Raw genomic sequence first — 21,547 nt, 5'->3', positions numbered from 1 at the left:
CCCGGACGTATCCGTCCAGGCAGGGCTGGCGCCGATCGATCCGTGCACGCTCGTCCACCGTTGCTGAGTCCGTAGTCAGGTCTCAGCATTCCGGGCATTTCTTCCCGGGAAGGTCCGTCACATCACCAGAGCGGTGCTTTCCGCTTCGACTTGAACCGCGGCGTACCCATCCGGGCGCCCTTGCGCTTGCCGTTTTTCGACTTGGCGTAGTTGTCGAATGCGGCCGACGCGTTGGCGAGGCCGGTGCTGTACGCCTCCTTGGAGTTCTCCTTCCACCCGGCAGCGAAGCGCGGGCCAGTCTTCTTGGCCTGGTTGAACTCCTTGCGCAGCGTCGGCAGCGACCACGGCCGCCACTCGGTGAGCCACGAGCGATGGACAGTCACCTTGGCCCGGGCGTGTGCTGACGGACTGATCCCGCGCCCCCGCGGATCCGCCCCCGGCTTCGTATCGGCTCATCAACTACTGCGGTCGGTCCACGAAAGCCATGCGGCTACCCCTTGAAGAAGTGCCCATCATCGTCGTAGCCCTGAAGGCAAGATTGCGGCCTCGCCGAGGCACCGTCCACAGAGCCTGTCCTTGGACATTCCACTGTTCCAGCAATGCGTTGGCGGCCATGAAGCCGCTCGTCGCCGCGCGTTCCATGAGGGCGACGGGCAGCTCCGTGCGCACGAGGTCTCCGGCGATCACCAGGCCGGGGTGGCTGGTGCGGATGGTGGGACGGTCGGTGTACCCGCCGACCGGGAACAGCGGGCAGTCGCTCCGCCACTCGTGGCGTTCGTCCACCACGAGGGCGGCCCGTGTCTCCGGGTAGACGGTGTGAAGCTGGGTGAGCAACCGCTTTTGCTCCACGTCGCGGGCGCAGTCGTGCGGGAGGGCGTAGGCATGCAGTTCGACGACGGAGCCGCCGGTGCGAGCCGCCCAGCGGGAGGCTTCGCCCTCCCATCGGTTGAGGATGCTGACGTTGTCCACGGTTCCGTATCCGCTGGTGCCCAGAAAGCCGGGGCGATCGCGGGCCACGGGCTGGTCGAGCCAGAGACGCGAGACAAGGAAGGGCGGTGCCGTCCGCAGCCGGGCAACGCTTTGGCGCCATGCCGTGTGGCCGAGTTCCGGCGAACTGCTGACGATGGATTGCAGGCCGGCAGTGTCCAGCGCCAGCACGACGGAGTCGTACCACCGCTCTTCGCCACAGTCGACGATGAAGCCTCCCTCGTGTGTGGGGGCGACGGTAGCGACCGGGGTGGACAGCCGGATGTCGACATGGTGGCCCCGCAGGTAGTCGCCAAGCGGTCTCCAGAGCGCGTCGGGGAAGGGTTCGTCGGGTACGTCGAAGAGAAGTCCTTCGGCGGAGCCGAGGAAGTAGATGTGGAACATCAGCACCATCTCTGCCGCTGACAGTTGCCGAGGATCAGCGAAGAAGCTGCGGGAGAAGACCTCGAAGGCGAGGTGGTGGGCGGCTTCGGGGAAGCGGATCGATTGCAGGAAGTCGTATGCGCTGACGCCGTCGAGTTGCTCATAGACCTCCGGTACGCGGACGTCGAGGAGGGGCAGGGCGGCGCGGGGGTTCATGCGGTACAGGTCGCGGATGGTGAATGTCGGGCTCTGGGCGACAAAGCCGATGGCGCTCCACGGTGGTGTGCGAGGGACCTTGCGGAAGCTGTCGTGCAGCCCACCGCTGTGTTGCAGGGGGTAGTCGGCAAGGCCGGTCAGCCGCTGCAGCCCAGGGTCGGTCCTGCGCAGGAGCCCGCGGAGGTTGTAGTACTGCCGGAAGAAGGCATGAAAGCCTCTGCTCATGGTGGCCGTTGTGCCGTCGCGCAGGGTGACCGGCCAGCCCGCTACGCGCCCGCCGAGTGAGGCCTCGCGTTCGTAGAGGGTGACGCGCACCCCTCGTTCGGCGAGGGCGGTAGCGGCCGCCATTCCGGCAATTCCTCCGCCCACGACGGCGGTGGTGGGCGGCCGCTCGCTGTCGACGCGTGGGGCGCCGGGCCGGGGCAGCAGCGTGTGTGCCCGGCGGTCTCTGCCGCGTCGGGCGATGTCTCGTGGCCTCGGCGCCCTCATCGGCCGACGGCCTCGTCGTCGCCGGGGGCGCGCCGGGCGATGACCGTGTGGGTGATGCCGGTTTGCCATCCCGGCAAGGGCAGCACCCGAACGGAGTCGAAGCCGGCCGAGTGGACCCGGCGTGCGAATTCCTCGGCCGTGTCGAATTCGACCACGCTGCGCCATAGGTGGCGATACAACTGCCCGTCGCCCAGGGCGGTGGCGACGGGCAGGACGATGCCGGCGCACACGGCCGTCCACACCGCTCGGTGGCCGGCCCGGCCGCTGAGGGTGTACTCGTGCACCGCGAGCCGGCCATGAGGGGCCAGCAGGCCATGCACCGATGCGAGGACGCTGTCGGGATCGGCGACATTGCGGAACAGGTATCCGGCGAACACCGCGTCGTAGGCTCCCCCGACGTTTGCCTCTGTCAGCTGCTCCGCCGGGGCGTGGACGAACGTGACGTCGCCGGGCCAGGGCTTGACAGCTGCGCGTTCCAACATGCCGGCCGAAGCATCGACAGCCGTGACCGAGGCGTGAGGAAGCACCGCTGTCAGTGCGGCGGTCGAGGCACCGGTGCCGCACCCCAGGTCCAGTACGCGCAGGCCGCGGCCGCCGTCTGCCAAGCCCAGGCGGCGCGCGGAGCGGCGCAGATGTGCGTGGTAGCCGGGGTTGACGGCCACCAGTGTGTCGTAGCTGCGGGCGGCATGGTCGAACGCGGCGGCCAGGTCCGCGTCGCGGAGCAGAGTCATGCAATCTCCTTGAGCAGGTACACGGGGATCCGCCGCCGGATCACGGGCGGGGGAAGGGGCGGCGGGGTAGGTACAGCAGTTCTGCGGCGGATCGCAGCATGGGAAGCACGGGGGTGCGAATTCCCACGGCGAGGTCTTCGTGGAGACAGGTACGGCCGTCGAGGAAGCGCAGCAGTCGTTCCATGGGGACGTGGGTGAACAGGCGGCTGAAGAAGTCGGCGCCGACCCGGCCGCGGTCCAGGGCGCGCAGCATGACGGCGTCCATGGCCCGGGAGCGGGCGGAGTGCGCAGCGGGTGGCCGCGGGTTCCGCCCGGACAGCAGTGCGTTGGCGACTGTTTGGACCTGGCGTTGGATGGCGGCGAAGGTGTATCCCGTCGACGGGCGGGTCGCACCTGCTGCTGCGCCGATCCGGAACACCGACGGTGCGGTCTGCCGGGTGAAGGGTGCGTCCGTCATGGGAATGACGCCCGTCTCGGTCGAGACGACCTTGAGGTCCGGCAGACCGAGAACATCTCGGGTGTAGTGGCTCAGGACGGCTTCATATGCTTGCCGAGACAGGAGTTGGAGGGAGAATTCGGTGTATTCCACGAGGGCATACGTGGGGCTGGTGGGCAGTACGTAGCCAAAGGAGAGGCCCTGGGCGGGCTGCGGCGTACGGAAGTCCATCAGTTCGGCCGTGCCGGGGTCGAAGATCGGCTGATCGGATTCCACGAACCGGCCATGGAAGTGCTGCAGCAAGGTGGTACGGCCTGCGGGGAGGCTGCCCAGCGGGCGGGAGTCGAAGACCCACCGGGCCCGGGCATTCAACGGCTGACCGTCTGCGGTTCGACCGTGGATCAGGGCCCCGCCAGCGATGCCCTCCACTGCTTCGGCCGTCGCCTCGATGCACTGAACGTTGTCGCTCTGCTGGAGGCTGTGAGCGATCAGGTTCTCGAAGTCGTCGGAGCGGATCATCTTGTACCGCAGCGGTGCGATGTGACTCGTAAGGCTCTGACCGGCGCGAGTATGAACCCGCAAGTTCTGCCAGGACGCGGTCACGGCGTCGTCGTACCAGCCCCGACCGGGCTCCCAAAAGCACCAGGTCCGCAGCGGCGGTCGCAGGGGACCTGGCGGGGCATCGATGAGGAGCACCGACAGCCGGCGCCTTCCTGGGGGCGGGTCGGACAACAGGTACGCGAGGGAGAGTCCCGCCGCGCCCGCGCCCACGATGGCGACATCCGCCCTGAGCACGAGCGTTCCCCTCTCTTGTCGCATCCCGCAGAAGTGGTCGAAATGATTCCCGCTGACGCGGCCCTACGGATGCAGGACGCGCTGAGAGCTTGACGGGTGACGGCTCTCTGCGTGCCCGCCGTTCTCACTCTGCGCAGGGCAACGGGCAGGGCTCGCTCGCGGAAGTGCGGCATGCGGCTTCGCATTCCCTCAGCTGGCGCATCCGTGCCCCCCACCGGCGCGGAAAGCGTAAGGAAAGGCCAGCTGCGATCACATTGAGAGGATCCGGGATGCGTCCCAGCAAGCCGAACGCCCACCGTGCGGTCGAAGCGCCGCCCGGCTCGGCGCACGCTTCCCAGCAGGGAACTTCAGCTGAGCGGAATGCACAGCGGCTTGATTCCTCGACCTGGGCGGGCTTCCAGGAGTTGCAGAGGATTGACGCGGATGTGCCCGCAGCCGTCGAACGTCACCTCGAAATTCTGCTGGCTGAGCGCGCCGCGCAGGCAACCGCCCTCGACCCGGTGTTCGCTCACGATCTCGCCGATCGTGTCGCTCGCTTCACCCTGGGCGGAGGCAAGCGCACACGAGCCCAGTTCCTGTGGTGGGCGCTGCGCGCGTGCGGCGGCGGGATCGGCGATTCGGAGGCTGCGCTGCGTCTGGGGTGCGCTCTGGAACTCATTCAGACCTGCGCGCTCGTTCACGACGATGTGATGGACGGCTCCCGGCTCCGCCGCGGGCAGCCCGCCCTGCACGCGGACGTCGAGGCTCAGTACGCCGACACCGTGTCCTTCGCGCACCGAGAGCGTTTCGGCGAATCGGCGGCCATCCTCGCCGGGGACCTGGCGCTGGCGTGGGCGGACGACGTGCTGGTCGACACCGAACTCTGCCCCACCCGCGCACGACGGGTGCGCGGCCTGTGGAGCGCCATGCGCACGGAGATGGTGGCCGGCCAATACCTGGACCTTCAAGGCCAGAGCACCTCGTCACGCTCGTTGGCCCACGCGATCCGCGCCGCCTGCCTCAAAAGTGCTCTCTACTCGGTCGAGCGGCCGCTGGCCCTCGGCGCCGCCCTCTCAGATGCAGACGACGCCACCACGGCGGCCCTGTGCTCAGCCGGCCGGTGCATCGGCATCGCCTTCCAACTGCGGGACGACCTCCAGGACGTCTTCGGCACGGCAGAGCAGAGCGGCAAGCCGTCGGGCAGTGACATCCGGTCGGGCAAGCCCACCTATCTCATCGCCGTCGCGCAGGCCCGGGCCACGGCCCGAAACGACCGCAGCTCCCTGGACGTGCTGCGCAACTCAGTCGGCCGTCCCGGACTCTCACAAGAGGGTCTCGCCCAGGTGCGGGAGGTACTCATCTCCACCGGCGCGCAAGCGACAACAGAAGCAAAGATCAGCAGACTGGCCGCGCAGGGCATGCGCCATCTCGAAGGAGCGGCGCTCGAGCCCGAGGGCCGCAGGCATCTGCGGGAACTCCTGCAGTCCGCCACCGCGATTCCCACGGCCCCAAGTGCACCCGCGCACGGCCCGACCGCCTCCTCCCCTCGCACCGGATCCCGGCTTCTCACCATGAGCGCAGAGGGGGCCGGCCGATGACCAGGACCATCCCCGGACGCACGGACCACGTCGTCGTGGTGGGGGCCGGCCTGTCAGGGCTCTCGGCCGCACTGCACCTGCTGGGTGCCGGTCGCCAAGTCACCGTTGTGGAGCGTGATCTGCTGCCCGGCGGCCGTGCCGGACGCCTTCACCGCGCCGGCTACCACATCGACACCGGCCCCACCGTGCTGACCATGCCGGAGCTTGCCGACGAGGCTTTCGCCGCGGTCGGCGACTCCTTGCGCGAGCGCGTTGAACTCATCCCTCTTCATCCCGCCTACCGGGCCCGCTTCGCCGACGGCACCAGCATCGACGTCCACACCGACCCCCACTCCATGGAAGCGGAAGTCGAACGGTTCGCCGGACCCAGGGAAGCAGCAGGCTACCGGCGCCTGCGCGACTGGCTCACTCGCCTCTACCAAGCCCAGATGCGCCACTTCATCGACGCCAACTTCGACTCGCCCTTCCAACTCCTGACACCCGACCTTGCCCGACTGGCCGCCCTGGGCGGATTCGGCAGGCTGGACACCCGCATCGGACGCTACCTGCACGATGAGCGCCTACGCCGCATCTTCTCCTTCCAGGCCCTGTACGCGGGCATCCCGCCCGCCCGCGCGCTGGCCGCCTACGCCGTCATCGCCTACATGGACACGATCGCCGGCGTCTACTTCCCCCGCGGCGGCATGCACGCTCTGCCACAGGCCATGGCCGACGCAGCCGCCCAAGCGGGCGCAGACCTTCGCTTCGGGCAGGACGTCACCCACCTGGAACGCTCCGGCCATCGCATCACCGCGGTCGTCACCAGCAAGAACCGCATCCCGTGCGACGCGGTTGTCCTCACTCCCGATCTGCCCGTCACCTACGGCCTCCTGGGCCACACACCCCGCCGGCCGGTACGGATCCAGAACTCGCCGTCCGCCGTCATCCTGCACGCGGGCACCACTCAGACCTGGCCCGGTCTCGGCCACCACACACTGTCCTTCGGGGCCTCCTGGAGCCGCACCTTCGACGAACTGACCCGCACCGGGCAGTTGATGAGCGATCCGTCCCTGCTCATCACTCGCCCAACGGCCACGGACCCATCCCTCGCACCACCCGGCAAGCACCTGCACTACATCCTTGCCCCCTGCCCGAACACGGACATCGGGCCCAAGGCCGCCGCGTGGGGCGAGCTCGCCCCGCGCTACCGCGACAGCATCCTGAAAGAGCTCGAGCAGCGCGGTCTCGACGGCATCAGCTCCAGCATCACCGAGCAGTGCCTCGTCACACCCGCGGACTGGCACGCCCAAGGCCACGCTGCGGGAACCCCGTTCTCCGCGGCGCACACCTTCGCTCAAACCGGTCCCTTCCGCCCCCGCAACCTGGTTCGCGGCACCGAGAACGCCGTCCTCGCCGGCTGCGGCACCACACCGGGCGTAGGAGTACCCACGGTGCTGATCTCCGGGAAACTCGCCGCCGCCCGGATCACCGGTGGCCACGTCCGCAGGCCCGTCCGCCCGCGCCAAGCCACAGCCCCCACCCAAGGACGCCTTTCATGAGCGACCGTGAACTCGATGCGGCAGGCATCCACGACCCTGCACTGCGCAGCGCCTACGCACGCTGCCGGCAGCTCAACGCCCAGCACGGCAAAACCTACTTCCTCGCAACCCGGCTCCTTCCCCCCGAGCGACGTCCTGCCGTTCACGCCCTGTACGGCTTTGCCCGCTGGGCCGACGACATCGTCGACGTACTCGACACCACGGAAACCGCGGAACAGCGTTCGGCGCACCTCGCCCGCCTGCAAGCAGGCATGGAACAGGGCCTGCAGAAGGCGACCAGCTCCGAACCGGTCGTCATGGCGCTCGCCGACACGGCCCGCCGATATGACATCGACCCCCGTCACTTCAGCGACTTCATGGACTCCATGCGCAGCGACCTTGACGTCACTGAGTACCCGACCTACGAAGATCTGCGCCTGTACATGCACGGCTCAGCTGCGGTCATCGGACTGCAGATGCTGCCGATCCTCGGCACCGTGGTGCCGCTCCAGGAAGCAGAACCGCATGCCGCCGCACTCGGCGTCGCCTTCCAGCTGACCAACTTCTTGCGGGACGTGGGTGAGGACCTCGACCGCGGCCGCGTCTACCTTCCTGCCAACCTCCTGGCAGCCCACGCAGTCGATCGGGACCTGCTGCAGTGGAGCAGGGTCACCGGCCGCCGTGACCCGCGCATCACTGCGGCGCTCAAGGCCTTCGAAGACCTCACTCGCGGTGTGTACCGTCAGGCGGCGCCCGGCATCGCGATGCTCGACCCCGTCAGCCGTCCGTGCATCCGGACAGCCTTCGTGCTCTACGGGGGAATCCTGGACGCCGTGGCCGAGGACGGCTACGCGGTCGTGCACCGACGGACTGCGGTAAGCCGACGACGCCGCGCCGCCGTCGCCATCGACGGCCTGGTGCGCGTCGCCGCAGCGCGGGTACGAACGCGCCATGCTGCTCGGCCGACGCCGTCTGAGGATGAGGAGCACTCCCACAGCAGTGCCACGCACCCGTCTCAGCCCGTAGCAATGGAGGTGGCATGAAGGCCGGCCCCCCAGCCCCGCGCAGACGCTTCCCGCTGTCACTGCGCCGCTCCCCCGTACCGTGGGAGCACCAGCATCCGACCTGGCGCGAAGCCCGCCCTGCTGTCATCGCGCATGCTCTCAAACGGGCTCAGAACCGTCCCTCCGGCAACTGGTACGTCATCGGTGCCGCCCGAGACATTCCCGCGGACCGTCCCCTCGCCCGGACTGTTGTCGGGCAGGAGATCGTCGTGTGGCGAAACGGCGATGGACGGCTGGCCGCCGGACCTGGCATCTGCCCGCACCTTGGTGCACCTCTGCGGGACAGCCCGGTGCGCTGCGGCACACTCGTCTGTCACTGGCACGGACTCGCTCTCAGCGGAAAGCCGTTCGCCGGCTGGGAGCCCCTGCCCGTCCACGATGACGGCCTTTTGGTCTGGGTACGCCTGGACACCGTGGGCGGCGAACCACCGCTGGACACGCCCGTGCTGCCCGTGCGGCCCTCACTGGCAGACGCCGTGTCGGCCGTCTACTCGGGTCTGGGAACCTGCGAGCCGGAGGACATCATCGCCAATCGGCTGGATCCATGGCACGGCGCCTGGTTCCATCCCTACTCATTCGTCGACCTCACCGTCCTCGACACCCCCGGAGAGGACGCGGCCGAGGACAGTTTCACCGTCGACGTCTCCTTCAAGCTCACTGGCAGACTCGTCGTCCCCGTGCGTGCCGTCTTCACCGCCCCCGACTCCCGCACGGTCGTCATGCACATCACCGAGGGCGAAGGCCAAGGTTCGGTCGTCGAGACGCACGCGACCCCGCTCGGAGCCGACGAGCGAGGCAGGCCACGGACAGCCGTCATCGAGGCGATCGTGGCCACCTCCGGCCGGCGCGGCTTCACAGCAGCGCGCAGTGCAGCTCCACTGATGCGCCCCCTCATGCGGGCAGCAGCCGCCCGGCTGTGGCGTGATGACCTCGCCTACGCCGAACGGCGCTGGCAGTTGCGCTCCACAGGCCGCTTCCCCGCATAACGTGATCCAGGTGACGTCGGCGTCAGGCCTTGGGGCCGCCTGCATCTTGCCGTAGGGATGCCCTCGCCCGGAGAGGGGGTGTGGGTGGCTGTCTGGCGGAGCTGACCGCGGGATGGAAGGCCTCGTGTCCTGCCTTCCACCACGCGGTCCACTGGTGGCACGTCCACCGCGTCGGGAGACCGCGGTCTGGCGAACCGTGACCCCGCGGTGATGACGCTCTACCTCGCACGCCCGAGCCCAGTCACTTTCCGGGGCTTCGCGACAGGCCGTCCACATCCACCTTGCCTGCTGTCACCACCCGGCAAGGGGCCTGGCGGCCAGTCAATATAATCGTCCCCATGTCCACGCCTGACGAGCTGCTCGTTGACGTCGCCACTGTGGTGGAGTCCGGGCAGAGCAACCAGATGTCCCTGACCGTGGTCACCGGTGGTGCGGTCATCACCGGCCGGCTGGCTCCCGAAGCAGTGTGGAGGCAGAGGGTGTCGGACGTGCTGACGGACTCCGCCCGCCTGGGCGAGTTCTCCGCCGTCTTCGACACCCCCGCGAAAAACGACGGACCGCCCACGCATCTGCACTTCCATGTCGCCCGCATCCTGCAGGGCACGGTCGGAATCCCCGAGACGGGCGGGATGTACCGCGTCGCGATCGCCGACGTCGGCGCCTGGACCATGGGCGACTTCAGCTACTCCGACCACTGAGCAACCACTGCGGCAGGAATCCGCCGCACACGCGGTGTGGGCCCCACCGGTACGCGCCGGTCGGGGCCACCCTGCCGTCCAGGTACCGGCTCACGCCTGTTTCCCCGGGCCGGTCAGACGGACACGGGAGTGCCGAGCATCGCGGAAGCGTGCTGCAGCGGGCTCAGGACGCGCACCGGTGCGGCCGCGGGCAGGGCGCGGCAGGTGAAGCCCAGCTGCGTCATCGCGCGGAGGACTTCGGCGGCGCTGAAATCACGGCGGTCCTGGCGGGTGACGACCTGGCCGACCTGCTTGACGGGGTAGTGGCGGCGGCCGGGATCACGGATTCGCCGGAGCCCGGCTCCGGGGACGGGCCCGGGGGCGCTGCGCCTGCCCGTGTGGAACGCGCTCGCCGAACGGGCCGACACGCTGCGCCGCTCTGCTCCGACGGCCAGAGACTCACCGTGATGAGGGTGCCCCGATCGGCGTGTCCCGAAGATCGAACTGCCGCACACGCTGCGATAGTCGCGAAGGAGTTGGCATGAAGGCACCGATCGAAGGAGGAGCCATGGTGCGTGTCGGGCTGTTGGTCCGGGTACAGGCGAAACCGGGCAAGGAAGCAGAAGTGGCACAGTTCCTGACCGACGCGCAGGCGATCGTCGATCAGGAGCCCGACACCCGCGCCTGGTTCGCCGTCCAGTTCGATGCGTCCACGTTCGGCATCTTCGACGTGTTCCCCGACGACGCGGGTCGACAGGCGCACCTGGCCGGAGGCGTCGGCGCGGCGCTCGGGGAGCGGGCGACGGAGCTGTTCACCGTGTCGCCTGTGATCGAGAACGTCGACGTACTGGCGTCCAAGCTCCCGACCTGACCCCGGACAAATCAGCAGGACACGAGGGGGCTGATGCAGGGTTGGGTGACAGGTCAACCTGACCTGCCCCACGGTTTGGGTTCCAGCTGCGGTGGCTACTGTAGAACGCGCGCGGCTGGTAAGCGTGACCACGGGGGTGAGCACAGTGGATGGCCGTCTGCCGCAGGCCCCCGATTCCCTCTGCCTCGACATCCTGTCGGCGGCGGCAGCGAGCCAACGTGGAGGGCGGCTCAGCCGAGTGGCGGTCCGGCCGATGTGCCGGGTCAAGGACCGCACCAGATAAGTGTCCCCGGCGATGTCGGAGGCGGGGACCAGAGCGCCCGGCGAGGGTGAACTCGGGAGCCTCGCACGAGGCGGCCGAGGGCAGGAGCTGGCGCTGGATCTCCGCAGCCAGGCTGACCGGGGTGGTGCGGTTGCCCCAGTGGTAGAGGTCGGTGAAGCGACGGTCGGTGACGATGATGTACGCCAGCGCATGCGCGGCCTCTTCCACCTGCTCCAACACCTCTGGTGTCACCTTGGTGAGGAACCCTCGCGCGAAGCCGGTGCGTGTTCAGGTCGCGGCGGTCGAGTTGAGGATGCCGGACCGTTCCATGGGTGCGCTTGACCAGGGCCAGGGCAGTATCCGCGAGACTGACCCGGTGGAGGCTGGCGTAGTCGGCCGCCGCATCCCGGGTGCGGGCCGTGACCACCATCTCGTCACCCTCGCCACGTCCTCGACGACCAGCGCCGACAGCCCGGAAAACACCGTCCCGATAAGGAAGTTGACATCCCATCACAAGATCGTGATCACGGGTGGCTACTCGGCGTCACCACCGACTAGGGGCCAGACCCGCTCGTTTTACCGACCCAGGGCTGGGCGTCGGTCGTCCCCGACTGGAGGCCGGCCCCCGCAGCCGGGAGCGAACTGGTGCCGCCGGTCCAGAACGGTCTGCGAGGAGGGCGAAGGGTGCGTGGTCGGGGCGGGCCCGGCTGGCGGTGGTGGCGGTGTTCGGCCCTCTCGTAGCGGTAGGGATGGCTCCCCACAGGCCGGGCCGCCCCCGGCACCCCGGGGACGGCCCGGCCGTATCAAGACCGCCTGCGCCGTGCGAGCACGAGCAGACCGGCACCGGCAACCAGAACGCCCGCGGCAATGATCAGCGGCAGAACTGGGTCGGACCCGCCGGTCTGCGCCAGCGGTTCGCTCCCGCCGTGGGCCGTGAGGCCGGAGCCGTCCTCACTGGCCGCGCCTGCGGCCGTGTCCTTGCCGCCGGCCACATCCGCATCCGGGCCCTCAGCCTCGTCCGGGTTTTCCCGCCTCGGCGCCGATGCCTCACCGCCACCCGTGGCGCTCCTTGCGGCAGCGCCGAAGCTGTACGCGCCCCGGTCCGGTGCGCCGCCCGTGCGGCTTGCCCCGGTGAAGTCGGTGGATACGGCCGGGAACGCGGTGGCGGAGCCGATGGCGGGCGATCCCTTCATGAGGCGGAAGTCCGCGCTCGGGCTCGTGCCGGGGGCGATGAACTTCGGGTCGGCGACGATGTCGTGCGGTCCCTTGATCTCGGGTGCCTTGCCGCCGAAGTAGACGTTGTAGTCGTACGTGACGTTCACGTCACGGGACTTGCTGTTGGCAGCCTGACCCGGGCGGCCGTAGGCGATGTTGTTGAGGAGCCTCACGTCGGTGCTGTCGTGAGCGAAGATGTTGGCGTAGGGCGTTTTGATCCGGGTACTGCGCCCGTTGAGGTAGGCCGTGTTGTGGACGATGTCTACGTGCTGGCTCTTGTAGGCGTGGATACCTGAACCGCCGTTGTCGTAACTGATGTTGTCGGCGACCAGAACACGTCCGTTGTAAGCCGGCCTGCCGCGCCCGGGATCGCCCTTCGTCGTGTCGATGATGATGCCGTTGCCGTCGGAATAGCAGCGGCAGCCTTCCCACTTGACCTTGGTCTCGTTGTCGTGGACACGGTTACCGGTGATACGGATCTTGTACGAACGGGGATCGCTGGTACCGGTGTCGCGGGGGGTGAGGACGGAGATGCCGCTGGTGCCATAGACGGTGTACCAGGCGTTGGAGTGGACGTGGTTGCCGACGATGTTGACGTGATCGGCCTCGATCGCAGAGATCCCGCCGCCCGGGCAGCCGTGCACCAGGTTGCCGATGATGTCGACGTGGTGAGGGAACGCGCCGGACTCCCGGTTCTTCTCCACGGATATGCAGTTGGTGTTGTACGTAGGCTCGGTCTTGCTCGACGAGCGTTCGGCCTGGGCCAGGGACAGGGCGGCGTTGTCGCCTTTGACCTCCAGGTTCTTGATGACGATGTGGGATGCGCCGTAGACGCTGATGCCGTTCCAGGCCGTCTTCGGGTTCAGGACCGGATGGTGGCCGGGATACGCCGTGAAGGTGATGGGAGCTCCCGGACGCCCCGAACGTTTGATGGTCAGCACGTTGGAACCCTTGCGGGGCTCGGTGTATGTGCCGTTCATGACGGCGACGACGTCGCCGGGTCCGGCCAGGTCAGCGGCCTTCTGCAAGGTGCGAAACGGCGATCCGGCCGACGTGCCGGGGTTGGAATCACTGCCGTTGGAGCTCACGAAGTAGGTGGGGGCGGGGGCCTTCGCGGGCAGAGAAGTGCGAAAGCTCGCCGCAACGGGGGAAGGGGCAGGGGTGCTGCTGTGAGCAGGAGCGGGCGTTTTTGTCAGCGTCGGCGGACCTACCTGGGAGGCCGTACTCCGCGCGCCGGCAGAGTACTGCGCCCCCGACGGGATCATGACCAGGCCCGTCACAACGAGCGCGGCCACCCCGGCGGCGACGGTCGCGCCAGTCGCCTTGGCGGAGAGCTTGACGAGCACACCGTGACCGCCACTCGGGCGGCCGGTCGCACGACGGCCCTGCCCGCGGGACGCCGGCTGGGCAGTGGTGTACCGGGCGGTCGCAGCCGGGTGGGGGCCACCCCCGGCACCAACGACACCGGCCTGGACCGGGTCACCCCCGCGACCGGGTACGAGCAGGGGCAGGCCAACGAGCAGCCGCTCGGGGGGAACCAGCCGGCCGATGGAATGACCACAAGGCTCACAGGAGCGCAGATGCCGACCGATCCGCTTGCGCAGCAGGGGACTGGGAGCCGGGTCGCCCGGGCCGACGAGCTCGGTCAGCTCCCCACACCGCGGAGTGCGGGACAGCGCTCGCACGACCGTCCGCGCCACATCCAGCTGAGCCTTCATCCGCTGGACCTGAACCGCCAGATGCGCCGCCGGAAGGTTCATGGCCGCAGCAATGTCCTTACGGGACAGCCGCCCGCACGCCTCCAGCCACCACAGCGACAACAGATCGCGGTGCGACGGGTCGAGCCACGCAGTGGCCGCGGCGACCTGCCGCTGCTCGACAGAGAGCGACTGCCGCAGCAGGAACAGGGTAGCGAAGTCAGGTTCCGGCGAATGCCGTTCCTCGACGTGCTCCACAGTCGTCAGTCGGCCGGACCCCGCCCGACGTCGGGCATCAGTGAGCTGACGGACCACGATCGCCACCAGCCAGGAGCGGAACTTCGCCGTGTCCCGCAAGTCCGGCAGCGCACGGATCACCGCGACCATCGTGTCCTGCACGATGTCGTCCACGTCGAGGTCGCTCTCCGCTGCCCGCCCGACCACGTTGTAGACCAGCGGCAGGGCACCCGCGGTGAGCCGTTCGACAGCCCCGACGTCCCCCTCACGGGCTGCCTCGACCGTGCGGCGGTCCGGAAACGTGTCGGTCCTGTCGGACCCGTCATATTGCATGCGATACATCCTCGGACGAGAGCAGGTATTGCTGCTCCGGTGGGCGGTTTTCGCAGCAGGAGACGAGCAGGCCCCCCGGGCATAACACTTTCGCACCCCAGGCTCCGCGCCTACCTTCCTCGCCTGACGACCACCCCTCAGCTCAGCCGCCTGCATCGACGTACTCCAGCGTCACCGGCGGCAACGAACACGCCCTCGCAGGCCTGGCCTGGGCCCGAACGACTCACGGAGGCGCTACCCGCGCACTGCCTTCGCCCGTTCAGACGATCACGCAGGTGAGCAACGGCCTTCGAACGCCCGCTGCGCGGGTTCCGTGAGGTGGGCCAGGTGATCCGCATTCAGCTGCGGTACCTGACGGACCCACAGATGCGCTGGCGGGTGACGGCCGCGACCAACAAGGTCGAGGCGTACAAAGGATTCTCCCAGTGGGTGCGCCCCCGCTGGCCGTCGGCACTGCTCACCTCGACGAGGCTTCCACCTCGCTCGCCGGACAAGGCGTAACGGATCAAGCGCGGCTTCGTGCTCCGTCGTGCTCTCGGCGGGCATGCAGGCAGCGGATCATCTCCTCCGCGTACGGAAGGGCGACGCACAGGCCTACGCCGGCGGCGAGCGCCGTCAGGTAACCGGCCGACAGCGGGCGTTCCTTGGGGACGAGCTTCCAGTCGTCCGCCTGGCCGCCTCCGCTGAAGGTTGCGCGGACCTGGTCCCAGTGCAGGCATGCGGTGAACGCGGCGGCTGTCACCGGCAATACTTCGAGGAAGCTGTGAATGTGCTGCTCTACAGGCCGCACCTCGCGTTTGCCGGTGGCCAGCGACACATCCCACAGCGCGGTGGCTCCGTGCACCGCGGCCGCTCCGCCCATCAGCGACAGGACCAGCGGATTGATCTTGGCGGTCAGTCCCGCGACGACCGGGATGCCGGCCTCGGTCATCATCAACGCGTGCACCGCGGACTCACGTACCCCACTGGTGTGCTCGATGTCCGAGCGGCGGTGCATCACCCAGTCGGCGACGGCGGGAACGAACCACAAGGGAAGAACGCCGTACAGCAGGAACCTGCGGTTGGCGTTCTCCACATCGTCGGCACGGCCCGGAATGCGCAGCACGGGATGCGAACGCCAGTGCCGCCAGCGGGTGAGTGCCGAAGCGCGGTGGATGCTCATGGGGTCCTTTCGCGGCGGATGGGGGCACGCTTGCGGGCGGGTACCCGGGTGCGAGCGTGCCGAACGGGGCCGGGCCAGGAATCCGGCTGGGTGTTCAGCGTCTCCGCCCGAAGACGGGGCCGGGGTCCCCGCCGCCGCCCGTACCGCGCCCTCTCCTTGGACGACGGAGAAGATCTGGTCGAGTCCGGCGATCCGCAGGAGCACTGCCCGAGGATCCGGAGTCTGCGCCTCACGAGTGTGGGTACTCGGCCGGCATGAACCACGAACACTGGAGCGTTGCGCTCTCGAACGCCGTGGTCGGGACGCTGGGCGCCCTGCTGGGCGGCCTCGTCATCGCGGGAGCCCTGGTGTGGGCCGTGGGGCTCGGCATCCGGGCACGCCGTCGCGAGCCGGGCCCGCCCAAGGCGCACGAGCAGCCCAGGCTTCCGCAATCGGGGCCCGCGCACGAGACCTCGGAGATCAGGGAGCCGAACGAGGTGCCCCGCGCCGCGAACGAGGGCGAGCGCCTCACCCCGCACCAGCTCGGCGGTTCCGGCAGCAGGCGCAGCGACCGACAGGAGCGGCCGCGCTGGGGGTCCGGGTCGAGCGGGTCGTTCGGCAGCGGCGGCTCCGGCTGATGCCGGATCTCCTGGCAGCCTCCCCAACAGCGAGGTGACGAAAGTGACATCGACTCCACGCCGGTCGGAACTGATGGGCCTCTCGGCCCTGGTCACGGGCGGATCCAGGGGCCTGGGGCTGCTGCTGTCCGCACGGCTGGCCCAGCGCGGCTGCCTGGTCACGATGGCGGCCCGCGACGAGGCCGAACTGCGGCGCGGAGCCGCATGGGCCGAGGAAAGGACCGGCAAGAAGTTCTCCACCGCGGTGTGCGACGTCCGTGACCGGCAGGCCGTGGACTCAGTGGTCCGGCAGACGGAGGCCCGGCACGGCAGGCTGGACATCGTCATCGCCAACGCCGGTGTCATCCAGGTGGCCCCCGTGGCGTCGCTCGACAGCGGAGCCTTCGAGGACGCCATGGACACCATCTTCGGCGGCGCCGTGAACACGGCCATGGCGGCACTCCCGTCACTGCGCGCGAGCGAGGCCGGAGGCCGGCTGTGTCTCATCGGCTCGGTCGGCGGGCTGCTCGCCGTACCCCATCTGCTGCCGTACTCGTGCGCCAAGGCCGCCGTGGGAACGCTGGGCGAGGGCCTGCGGGCCGAGACGGCCGGAGAAAACCTCAGCGTCACGACCGTACATCCAGGTCTGATGCGCACCGGCTCGCATCTTCAGGCCGAGTTCGGCGGACGCTCGTCCCGGGAGTTCGCCTGGTTCTCGGCCCTCTCCGGGGCGCCCATCGTCTCGATGGACGCCGACCGTGCGGCGGAGCGCATCGTACGGGCCCTGGAGAGGCGCAGGACCCGCGTAGTGCTGACTCCCGCCGCGCATGCCGCGGCGGTGGCGCACGGGGTGGCACCGGCCATGGTCACCCGGCTCAGCGGGCTCGCCGCCCGGCTCCTGCCCGCTCCCCCGGCCACCCCCGGCGATGCCGACGCGATCGGGCACGGCATCCAGCAGGGCCACGACATCGACAGGTCCGCCTCCACCTGGACGGAAAAGATACGCAAGCTGGGCAGCGGCCTCAACGACCGGGCCGCACGCCGCTACAACCAGCAGATCCCGGGCCCGCCGACCAGCGCCTGACCGGGGCCGAACCCTGCGACAGAAGGAGCACTCATGCGCGCACTGACCTGGCACGGCAAGAGGGACGTCCGGGTGGAGACCGTGCCCGACCCGCAGATCGAGAAGCCCGACGACGTGATCGTACGGATCACATCGAGCGGAATCTGCGGATCCGACCTTCATCTCTACGAGTTGTTCGGTCCCTATCTGGACCCCGGCGACATCCTGGGACACGAGCCCATGGGCGTGGTCGAGGATGTCGGGCCCGAGGTCCACGCCCTCACAGCGGGCGACCGCGTCGTGATCCCCTTCAATGTGTCGTGCCGCGACTGCTACATGTGCGACCGCGGGCTGCACTCGCAGTGCGAGACCACGCAGGTCCGTGAACGCGGCACCGGTGCCTCGCTCTTCGGGTACACCAAGCTCTACGGCCAGGTCCCGGGCGGCCAGGCCGAACTGCTGCGGGTCCCCTTCGGCAACAAGCTGCCCATCAAGGTCCCGGACGGACCGCCGGACGACCGCTTCGTCTATCTGTCCGACGTCCTGCCGACAGCCTGGCAGGCGGTCGAATACGCCGACATCCCCGAAGGCGGCACGGTGACCGTCCTGGGGCTCGGCCCGATCGGTGACATGGCGGCCCGGATCGCACAGCACCGCGGGGCCGGCCTGGTCATCGGGATCGACCCGGTCGCCGACCGGCTCACCCGCGCCTCCGCACACGGCGTCACGTGCTTCGACGCCCGGCGCGGAGGCACTGAACTGACCGACTTTGTAAAAGAGTTGACCGAGGGGCGAGGAACCGACGCGGTCATCGACGCCGTCGGCATGGAGGCTCACGGAGCACCGTTCGCCAAGGCCGCCCAGTGGGTCACCACCCTGCTGCCGGACAGCGTCGCGCAGCCGCTCATGGAGCGGGCCGGAGTGGACCGGCTGACCGCCCTGCACGCAGCCATACAGCTCGTACGGCGCGGGGGCACGGTCTCCGTCTCCGGCGTGTACGGCGGAGCGGCCAGCCCCATGCCGCTGCTGACCATGTTCGACAAGCAGATCCAGCTACGGATGGGCCAGGCCAACGTGTGGCGCTGGGTCGAGGACATCCTGCCACTGCTCACCGACGCCGATCCGCTCGGCGTGGACTCCTTCAAGACCCACGACATGCCACTCGAGGACGGCCCCAAGGCGTACGCGATGTTCCAGGCCAAGGAGGACGCCATGGTCAAGACGCTTCTTCACCCTTGACCCCGGAACCCGGGCCTCGATCCGGATTCCCCCTGTTCCTACGTAGGTAACCGCTTGGATCGAACGGGAGTTGACTGATGGAGGAACGACAGCCACCCGCCCAGAACCGACGCTCAGGCGTGTGCAAGGCGTGCGGGAGCAGGCCGGCCGTCCCGTCCGAGGGCGACACCAGGCTGTGCGAGCACTGCGCCCGAGTGCTTGAACTGCCGGACCAGGCAGGGCTGGTGGACGATGAAGGGGCCGGAGTCCGGCGCGCTTACCGGGACTCATGCAGAAAGCCCGGGCATTCTTGACATCCTCCCCGCCCTAAAGGGCGGGGATTCCCGCCTGGCTGCCGGTGGTGACCGGCTGGGCCTTCGGGTGGGTTCCCCGTTCAACGGGCCGTGCCCGGTGTGGGATTTCCACTCCAGGGCTGACCGGCCCTCCAGGGGCGTTTAGCCTCTCCGCCTGCCCGGCGGCGAGGATCACACGCGACGCATTGAGGTCACGATCATGTTCGGTACCGCAGCCCTCGCACCGCCAGATACGCACGTGCAGCGGCTTCGTCCCGTCCACGACCCAGCACACCGAGCACGTCTGCGAGGAGGGCAGCCAGCGGGAAACGATGCCGACGTGACGGCCGTAGCGGGCCGCCTTCTCCTCCAGCACCCGGCGGAACATGCCCCACGCGGCATCGTGCACAGACTTGGCCAGGCGAGTGCGGGCCAGGCCAAAGACCGCCAGGTCTTCGAGGTAGACCGCTTGGTTGTCGCGGACCAGCCTCGAAGCACTCTGGTGACACCAGTTTCTGCGCGCATCGGCCACCCGGGCATGCGCCCGGGCAACCTTCAGCCGGGCCTTGACCCGGTTCCTCGACCCCTTCGCCTTGCGGCTCAACGCCCGCTGCGCCTTGTTCAGCCGACGCTCGGCACGCCGCAGGAAACGTGGGTTGTCGATCACCCGCCCGTCGGACAGAACGGCGATGAGGGTCCCCCCGGACGGAGTCTGGGGGAGCATCAGCCCCAGGTCGATACCGGCCTCGGCGTCCACGGGCGGCAGCGTTGCGGGCTCGACGTCCACCACGAAGCTCGCGAAGTACCGGCCCGAAGCGTCCTTGACCACAGTCACCGAGGATGGAGCGGAAGGCAGCTCCCGGGACCAGCGGACCCGGACGTCCCCGATCTTCGCGAGGTTCAGCCGCCCGTTGCCCCGCAGCCGGAACCCGTTCCTGGAGAAACGGACGCCCTGCCGGCTGTCCTTCTTCGACTTGAACACCGGAAGCCCCATACGGCGCCCCGGCCGCTTCCCCGCCACCGACGCGAAGAAATTCGCGTACGCCGTATCGAGATCACGAAGAGAAGACTGCAGGGCGTCCACCGACACCTCCGCCAGCCACGCCCGCTCGGCCGTCTTCTTCGCCTCGGTGATCACCCGCTTCGCCAGCACACCCGACGCGATCCGCGACCCGTCCGCCCGGTAGGCGGCCTTCCTCGCGGCCAGCGCATCGTTGAAGACCACCCGGGCACAGCCCAACGTACGAGCCAGCGCGATGCACTGACCCGGCGTCGGCACGAGCCGGAACGAATACCGCAGATACACCCGACCAACCTAACGGCCACCACTGACAACGCCGCTCCGCCCAAGAGGCGAACCGGCCTTCCCTGCCCTGCTCCGCAGCAGCTTCGTTCCCTCCCCGGCCTGAAGGCCGGGGTATCCACGAAGGAGACCTGATGACTGCCGGGGGCCGGATGGGTATGTATTGGATTATCCGGGAAATCCGCAGCTCATGAGATTGATAGCGGCGTTGAGTGATGCAGACCGGTGTCTGACGCAGCGGGCTGCCGCCCGCATTCCACCGGCCATCGGCCGGCTGCTGTCGGCGGTGGAGGAGACGGCGGAGAGCAGCAAGCTGTGGTGCGGCGCCGCGGCGGTCATGACGGCGGTCGGCGGACCCCGCGGGCGCAGGTCCGCCGTCTCGGGGCTTGCCGCGCTCGCCGTCGCGCAACTGGTGTCCAACGGGGTGTGCAAGCCGCTCGTCGACCGGCCCCGCCCGCCCAAAGAGTGGATCGAGCACGATGAAGTCGAGGACCGGCCCGACTCCTCCTCCTTCCCCTCGGGTCACACCGCGGCCGCCGTGGCCTTCACAGCCACTATCGCGCCCATGTGGCCGTCGGCGGGCGCCCTCTGCGCGGTGCCCGCCACCCTGCTGGCCGTCGAGCGAGTGCAGTCGGGCGCCCATTACCCCACCGATGTCGCCGCCGGTGCCCTGATCGGCCTCGGCAGCGCCTGGCTCACGTTGCATGTCCCGCGTCTGCTGCGTCATTGCCTGTAGCGGCCCTGCCCCGACCCCGCAGTGCACCCCTGTTCGAGCCAGATCGCTTTTCTCTTGAACTCCACGGTTCGGAGTACTCGCGCAGTCACCGGAATGGCAGCCACTGAGGGAGGATTGAACGCCGCCGAATACGCTTCGCCAACAAGCGGCATGCAGGCGGACTGTCCTCCCGTCCGTGCACGACTGCCGTGATGCCGCCGGCTTCACCAACCACCGCACGCGCCGTAACACTTCACCGGATGTGGGAACAACTCCCGCCCGCAGTCGCCTTGGGAACGCGCATTCGGCGCAGCAGAGTGCGTGTGAGGCGAGTGTCCAGCGTGGTGCGCCAGGTGATGGCGGGATAGAGGGAACGCAGATGTGACAGGGCCCTGGTGCCCAGCCCGCAGTCGCGGAACGGTTCCTCCAGGACGACGTCGGTGATCACGCCCTCTGCGCACCTGCTGCACGCTCGATAGGTCACGCGCCCGATCACCCTGCGGATGTGCACCAGCAGGAGACACTCCTCGCCCGCGTCTTCCGGAGAGGGAGACAGCATGAGGTCGACCCCGCGGTAGGCCAGCAGCCTGCGATGCCACCGGCCCCGGCGCCGTCCGCTACGTCGGTGCCTTCCCTCGGCCAGCCGTGGTGCGGGGCTTGCCCAAAGCCTGCTTCGAACGGTGGCGTACGCCTGAATGGCCTCCATACCCACCACGAGTGCCCCTTCACCACGGACACATGTCC

Annotated in this window: 19 protein-coding genes and 2 pseudogenes; 11 read left to right on the top strand and 10 right to left on the bottom strand. The window is 68.9% G+C overall.

Annotation, left to right across the window (positions count from 1 at the left end; all coding sequences use genetic code 11):
* Window positions 1–122: 122 nt before the first annotated feature.
* From WJM95_RS34730 to WJM95_RS34715, 4 genes are all read right to left on the bottom strand, one after another.
* Window positions 123–383 (bottom strand): hypothetical protein, encoded by a 261-nt coding sequence (locus WJM95_RS34730; protein WP_339135061.1) that lies wholly within the window; start codon window positions 381–383, stop codon window positions 123–125.
* A gap of 76 nt (window positions 384–459) precedes the next feature.
* Window positions 460–2,055 carry an FAD-dependent oxidoreductase gene (locus WJM95_RS34725; protein ID WP_339135059.1) on the bottom strand — a complete coding sequence of 532 codons (1,596 nt, stop codon included), beginning with the start codon at window positions 2,053–2,055 and terminating at the stop codon, window positions 460–462.
* Complete coding sequence (locus WJM95_RS34720; RefSeq protein WP_339135057.1) at window positions 2,052–2,786, bottom strand: class I SAM-dependent methyltransferase; 735 nt, start codon at window positions 2,784–2,786, stop codon at window positions 2,052–2,054. The genes WJM95_RS34725 and WJM95_RS34720 overlap by 4 nt, the downstream gene beginning before the upstream one ends.
* Window positions 2,787–2,826: 40 nt before the next feature.
* Entirely contained in the window at window positions 2,827–4,017 is a 1,191-nt protein-coding gene (locus tag WJM95_RS34715; protein ID WP_339135055.1) for a lycopene cyclase family protein, read from the bottom strand.
* A 269-nt stretch (window positions 4,018–4,286) separates the two neighbouring features.
* Here WJM95_RS34715 and WJM95_RS34710 point away from each other — a divergent pair, with 269 nt between their 5' ends.
* The 5 genes from WJM95_RS34710 to WJM95_RS34690 all read left to right on the top strand — a co-directional run bounded on the left by WJM95_RS34710 (window position 4,287) and on the right by WJM95_RS34690 (window position 9,859).
* Window positions 4,287–5,594 (top strand): polyprenyl synthetase family protein, encoded by a 1,308-nt coding sequence (locus tag WJM95_RS34710; RefSeq protein ID WP_339135053.1) that lies wholly within the window; start codon window positions 4,287–4,289, stop codon window positions 5,592–5,594.
* A complete protein-coding gene (locus WJM95_RS34705; protein ID WP_339135051.1) occupies window positions 5,591–7,132 on the top strand; it encodes a phytoene desaturase in 1,542 nt (513 codons plus the stop codon). Before WJM95_RS34710 ends, WJM95_RS34705 begins: the two co-directional genes overlap by 4 nt.
* Window positions 7,129–8,154 (top strand): phytoene/squalene synthase family protein, encoded by a 1,026-nt coding sequence (locus tag WJM95_RS34700; protein WP_339135049.1) that lies wholly within the window; start codon window positions 7,129–7,131, stop codon window positions 8,152–8,154. The genes WJM95_RS34705 and WJM95_RS34700 overlap by 4 nt, the downstream gene beginning before the upstream one ends.
* On the top strand, window positions 8,151–9,161 hold the full coding sequence (locus WJM95_RS34695; RefSeq protein ID WP_339135047.1) for a DUF5914 domain-containing protein: 1,011 nt from the start codon (window positions 8,151–8,153) through the stop codon (window positions 9,159–9,161). The genes WJM95_RS34700 and WJM95_RS34695 overlap by 4 nt, the downstream gene beginning before the upstream one ends.
* 338 nt (window positions 9,162–9,499) lie before the next feature.
* Window positions 9,500–9,859: a hypothetical protein gene (locus WJM95_RS34690; RefSeq protein ID WP_339135045.1), complete on the top strand. Its 360-nt coding sequence runs from the start codon at window positions 9,500–9,502 to the stop codon at window positions 9,857–9,859.
* A gap of 113 nt (window positions 9,860–9,972) precedes the next feature.
* Here WJM95_RS34690 and WJM95_RS34685 read toward each other — a convergent pair.
* Window positions 9,973–10,205: pseudogene (locus WJM95_RS34685) on the bottom strand (SCO5918 family protein); the annotation flags it as partial.
* Window positions 10,206–10,406: 201 nt separating this feature from the next.
* Here WJM95_RS34685 and WJM95_RS34680 point away from each other — a divergent pair.
* Window positions 10,407–10,709, top strand: a complete 303-nt coding sequence (locus WJM95_RS34680) for an antibiotic biosynthesis monooxygenase (RefSeq protein WP_339136030.1) — start codon at window positions 10,407–10,409, stop codon at window positions 10,707–10,709.
* A gap of 279 nt (window positions 10,710–10,988) precedes the next feature.
* Here WJM95_RS34680 and WJM95_RS34675 read toward each other — a convergent pair.
* Window positions 10,989–11,223, bottom strand: a pseudogene (locus tag WJM95_RS34675) (serine/threonine-protein phosphatase); the annotation flags it as partial.
* A gap of 551 nt (window positions 11,224–11,774) precedes the next feature.
* Window positions 11,775–14,462, bottom strand: coding sequence for a sigma-70 family RNA polymerase sigma factor (locus tag WJM95_RS34670; RefSeq protein ID WP_339135043.1), 2,688 nt, complete (start codon window positions 14,460–14,462; stop codon window positions 11,775–11,777).
* Window positions 14,463–14,753: 291 nt separating this feature from the next.
* Between WJM95_RS34670 and WJM95_RS34665 the strand changes: the two genes are divergently transcribed.
* Window positions 14,754–14,954, top strand: coding sequence for a Tn3 family transposase (locus WJM95_RS34665; protein WP_339136028.1), 201 nt, complete (start codon window positions 14,754–14,756; stop codon window positions 14,952–14,954).
* Between the two features lie 4 nt (window positions 14,955–14,958).
* Here the strand turns inward: WJM95_RS34665 and WJM95_RS34660 are convergent, their stop codons facing one another.
* The gene (locus WJM95_RS34660) at window positions 14,959–15,615 is read right to left on the bottom strand and encodes a diguanylate cyclase (protein WP_339135041.1); all 657 of its coding nucleotides are present in this window, start codon (window positions 15,613–15,615) and stop codon (window positions 14,959–14,961) included.
* A gap of 254 nt (window positions 15,616–15,869) precedes the next feature.
* Here WJM95_RS34660 and WJM95_RS34655 point away from each other — a divergent pair, with 254 nt between their 5' ends.
* From WJM95_RS34655 to WJM95_RS34645, 3 genes are read left to right on the top strand one after another with little or no spacing between them, the layout of a single operon-like run.
* A complete protein-coding gene (locus WJM95_RS34655; protein WP_339135039.1) occupies window positions 15,870–16,232 on the top strand; it encodes a DUF6479 family protein in 363 nt (120 codons plus the stop codon).
* A gap of 43 nt (window positions 16,233–16,275) precedes the next feature.
* Window positions 16,276–17,295, top strand: coding sequence for an SDR family NAD(P)-dependent oxidoreductase (locus WJM95_RS34650; protein ID WP_339135037.1), 1,020 nt, complete (start codon window positions 16,276–16,278; stop codon window positions 17,293–17,295).
* 33 nt (window positions 17,296–17,328) lie between these two features.
* A complete protein-coding gene (locus WJM95_RS34645) occupies window positions 17,329–18,513 on the top strand; it encodes an alcohol dehydrogenase catalytic domain-containing protein (RefSeq protein ID WP_339135035.1) in 1,185 nt (394 codons plus the stop codon).
* 306 nt (window positions 18,514–18,819) lie between these two features.
* Here WJM95_RS34645 and WJM95_RS34640 read toward each other — a convergent pair whose 3' ends face one another.
* A complete protein-coding gene (locus WJM95_RS34640) occupies window positions 18,820–20,091 on the bottom strand; it encodes a transposase (RefSeq protein WP_339135033.1) in 1,272 nt (423 codons plus the stop codon).
* 205 nt (window positions 20,092–20,296) lie between these two features.
* Between WJM95_RS34640 and WJM95_RS34635 the strand changes: the two genes are divergently transcribed.
* Window positions 20,297–20,824: a phosphatase PAP2 family protein gene (locus tag WJM95_RS34635; RefSeq protein ID WP_339135031.1), complete on the top strand. Its 528-nt coding sequence runs from the start codon at window positions 20,297–20,299 to the stop codon at window positions 20,822–20,824.
* A gap of 232 nt (window positions 20,825–21,056) precedes the next feature.
* Here the strand turns inward: WJM95_RS34635 and WJM95_RS34630 are convergent, their stop codons facing one another.
* Window positions 21,057–21,362 (bottom strand): N-acetyltransferase, encoded by a 306-nt coding sequence (locus WJM95_RS34630; RefSeq protein ID WP_339135029.1) that lies wholly within the window; start codon window positions 21,360–21,362, stop codon window positions 21,057–21,059.
* Between the last annotated feature and the right edge of the window lie 185 nt (window positions 21,363–21,547).

This window comes from Streptomyces sp. f51 (assembly GCF_037940415.1).
Taxonomy (GTDB): Bacteria; Actinomycetota; Actinomycetes; order Streptomycetales; family Streptomycetaceae; genus Streptomyces.
This window is presented reverse-complemented; position numbering and strand designations above follow the sequence as displayed.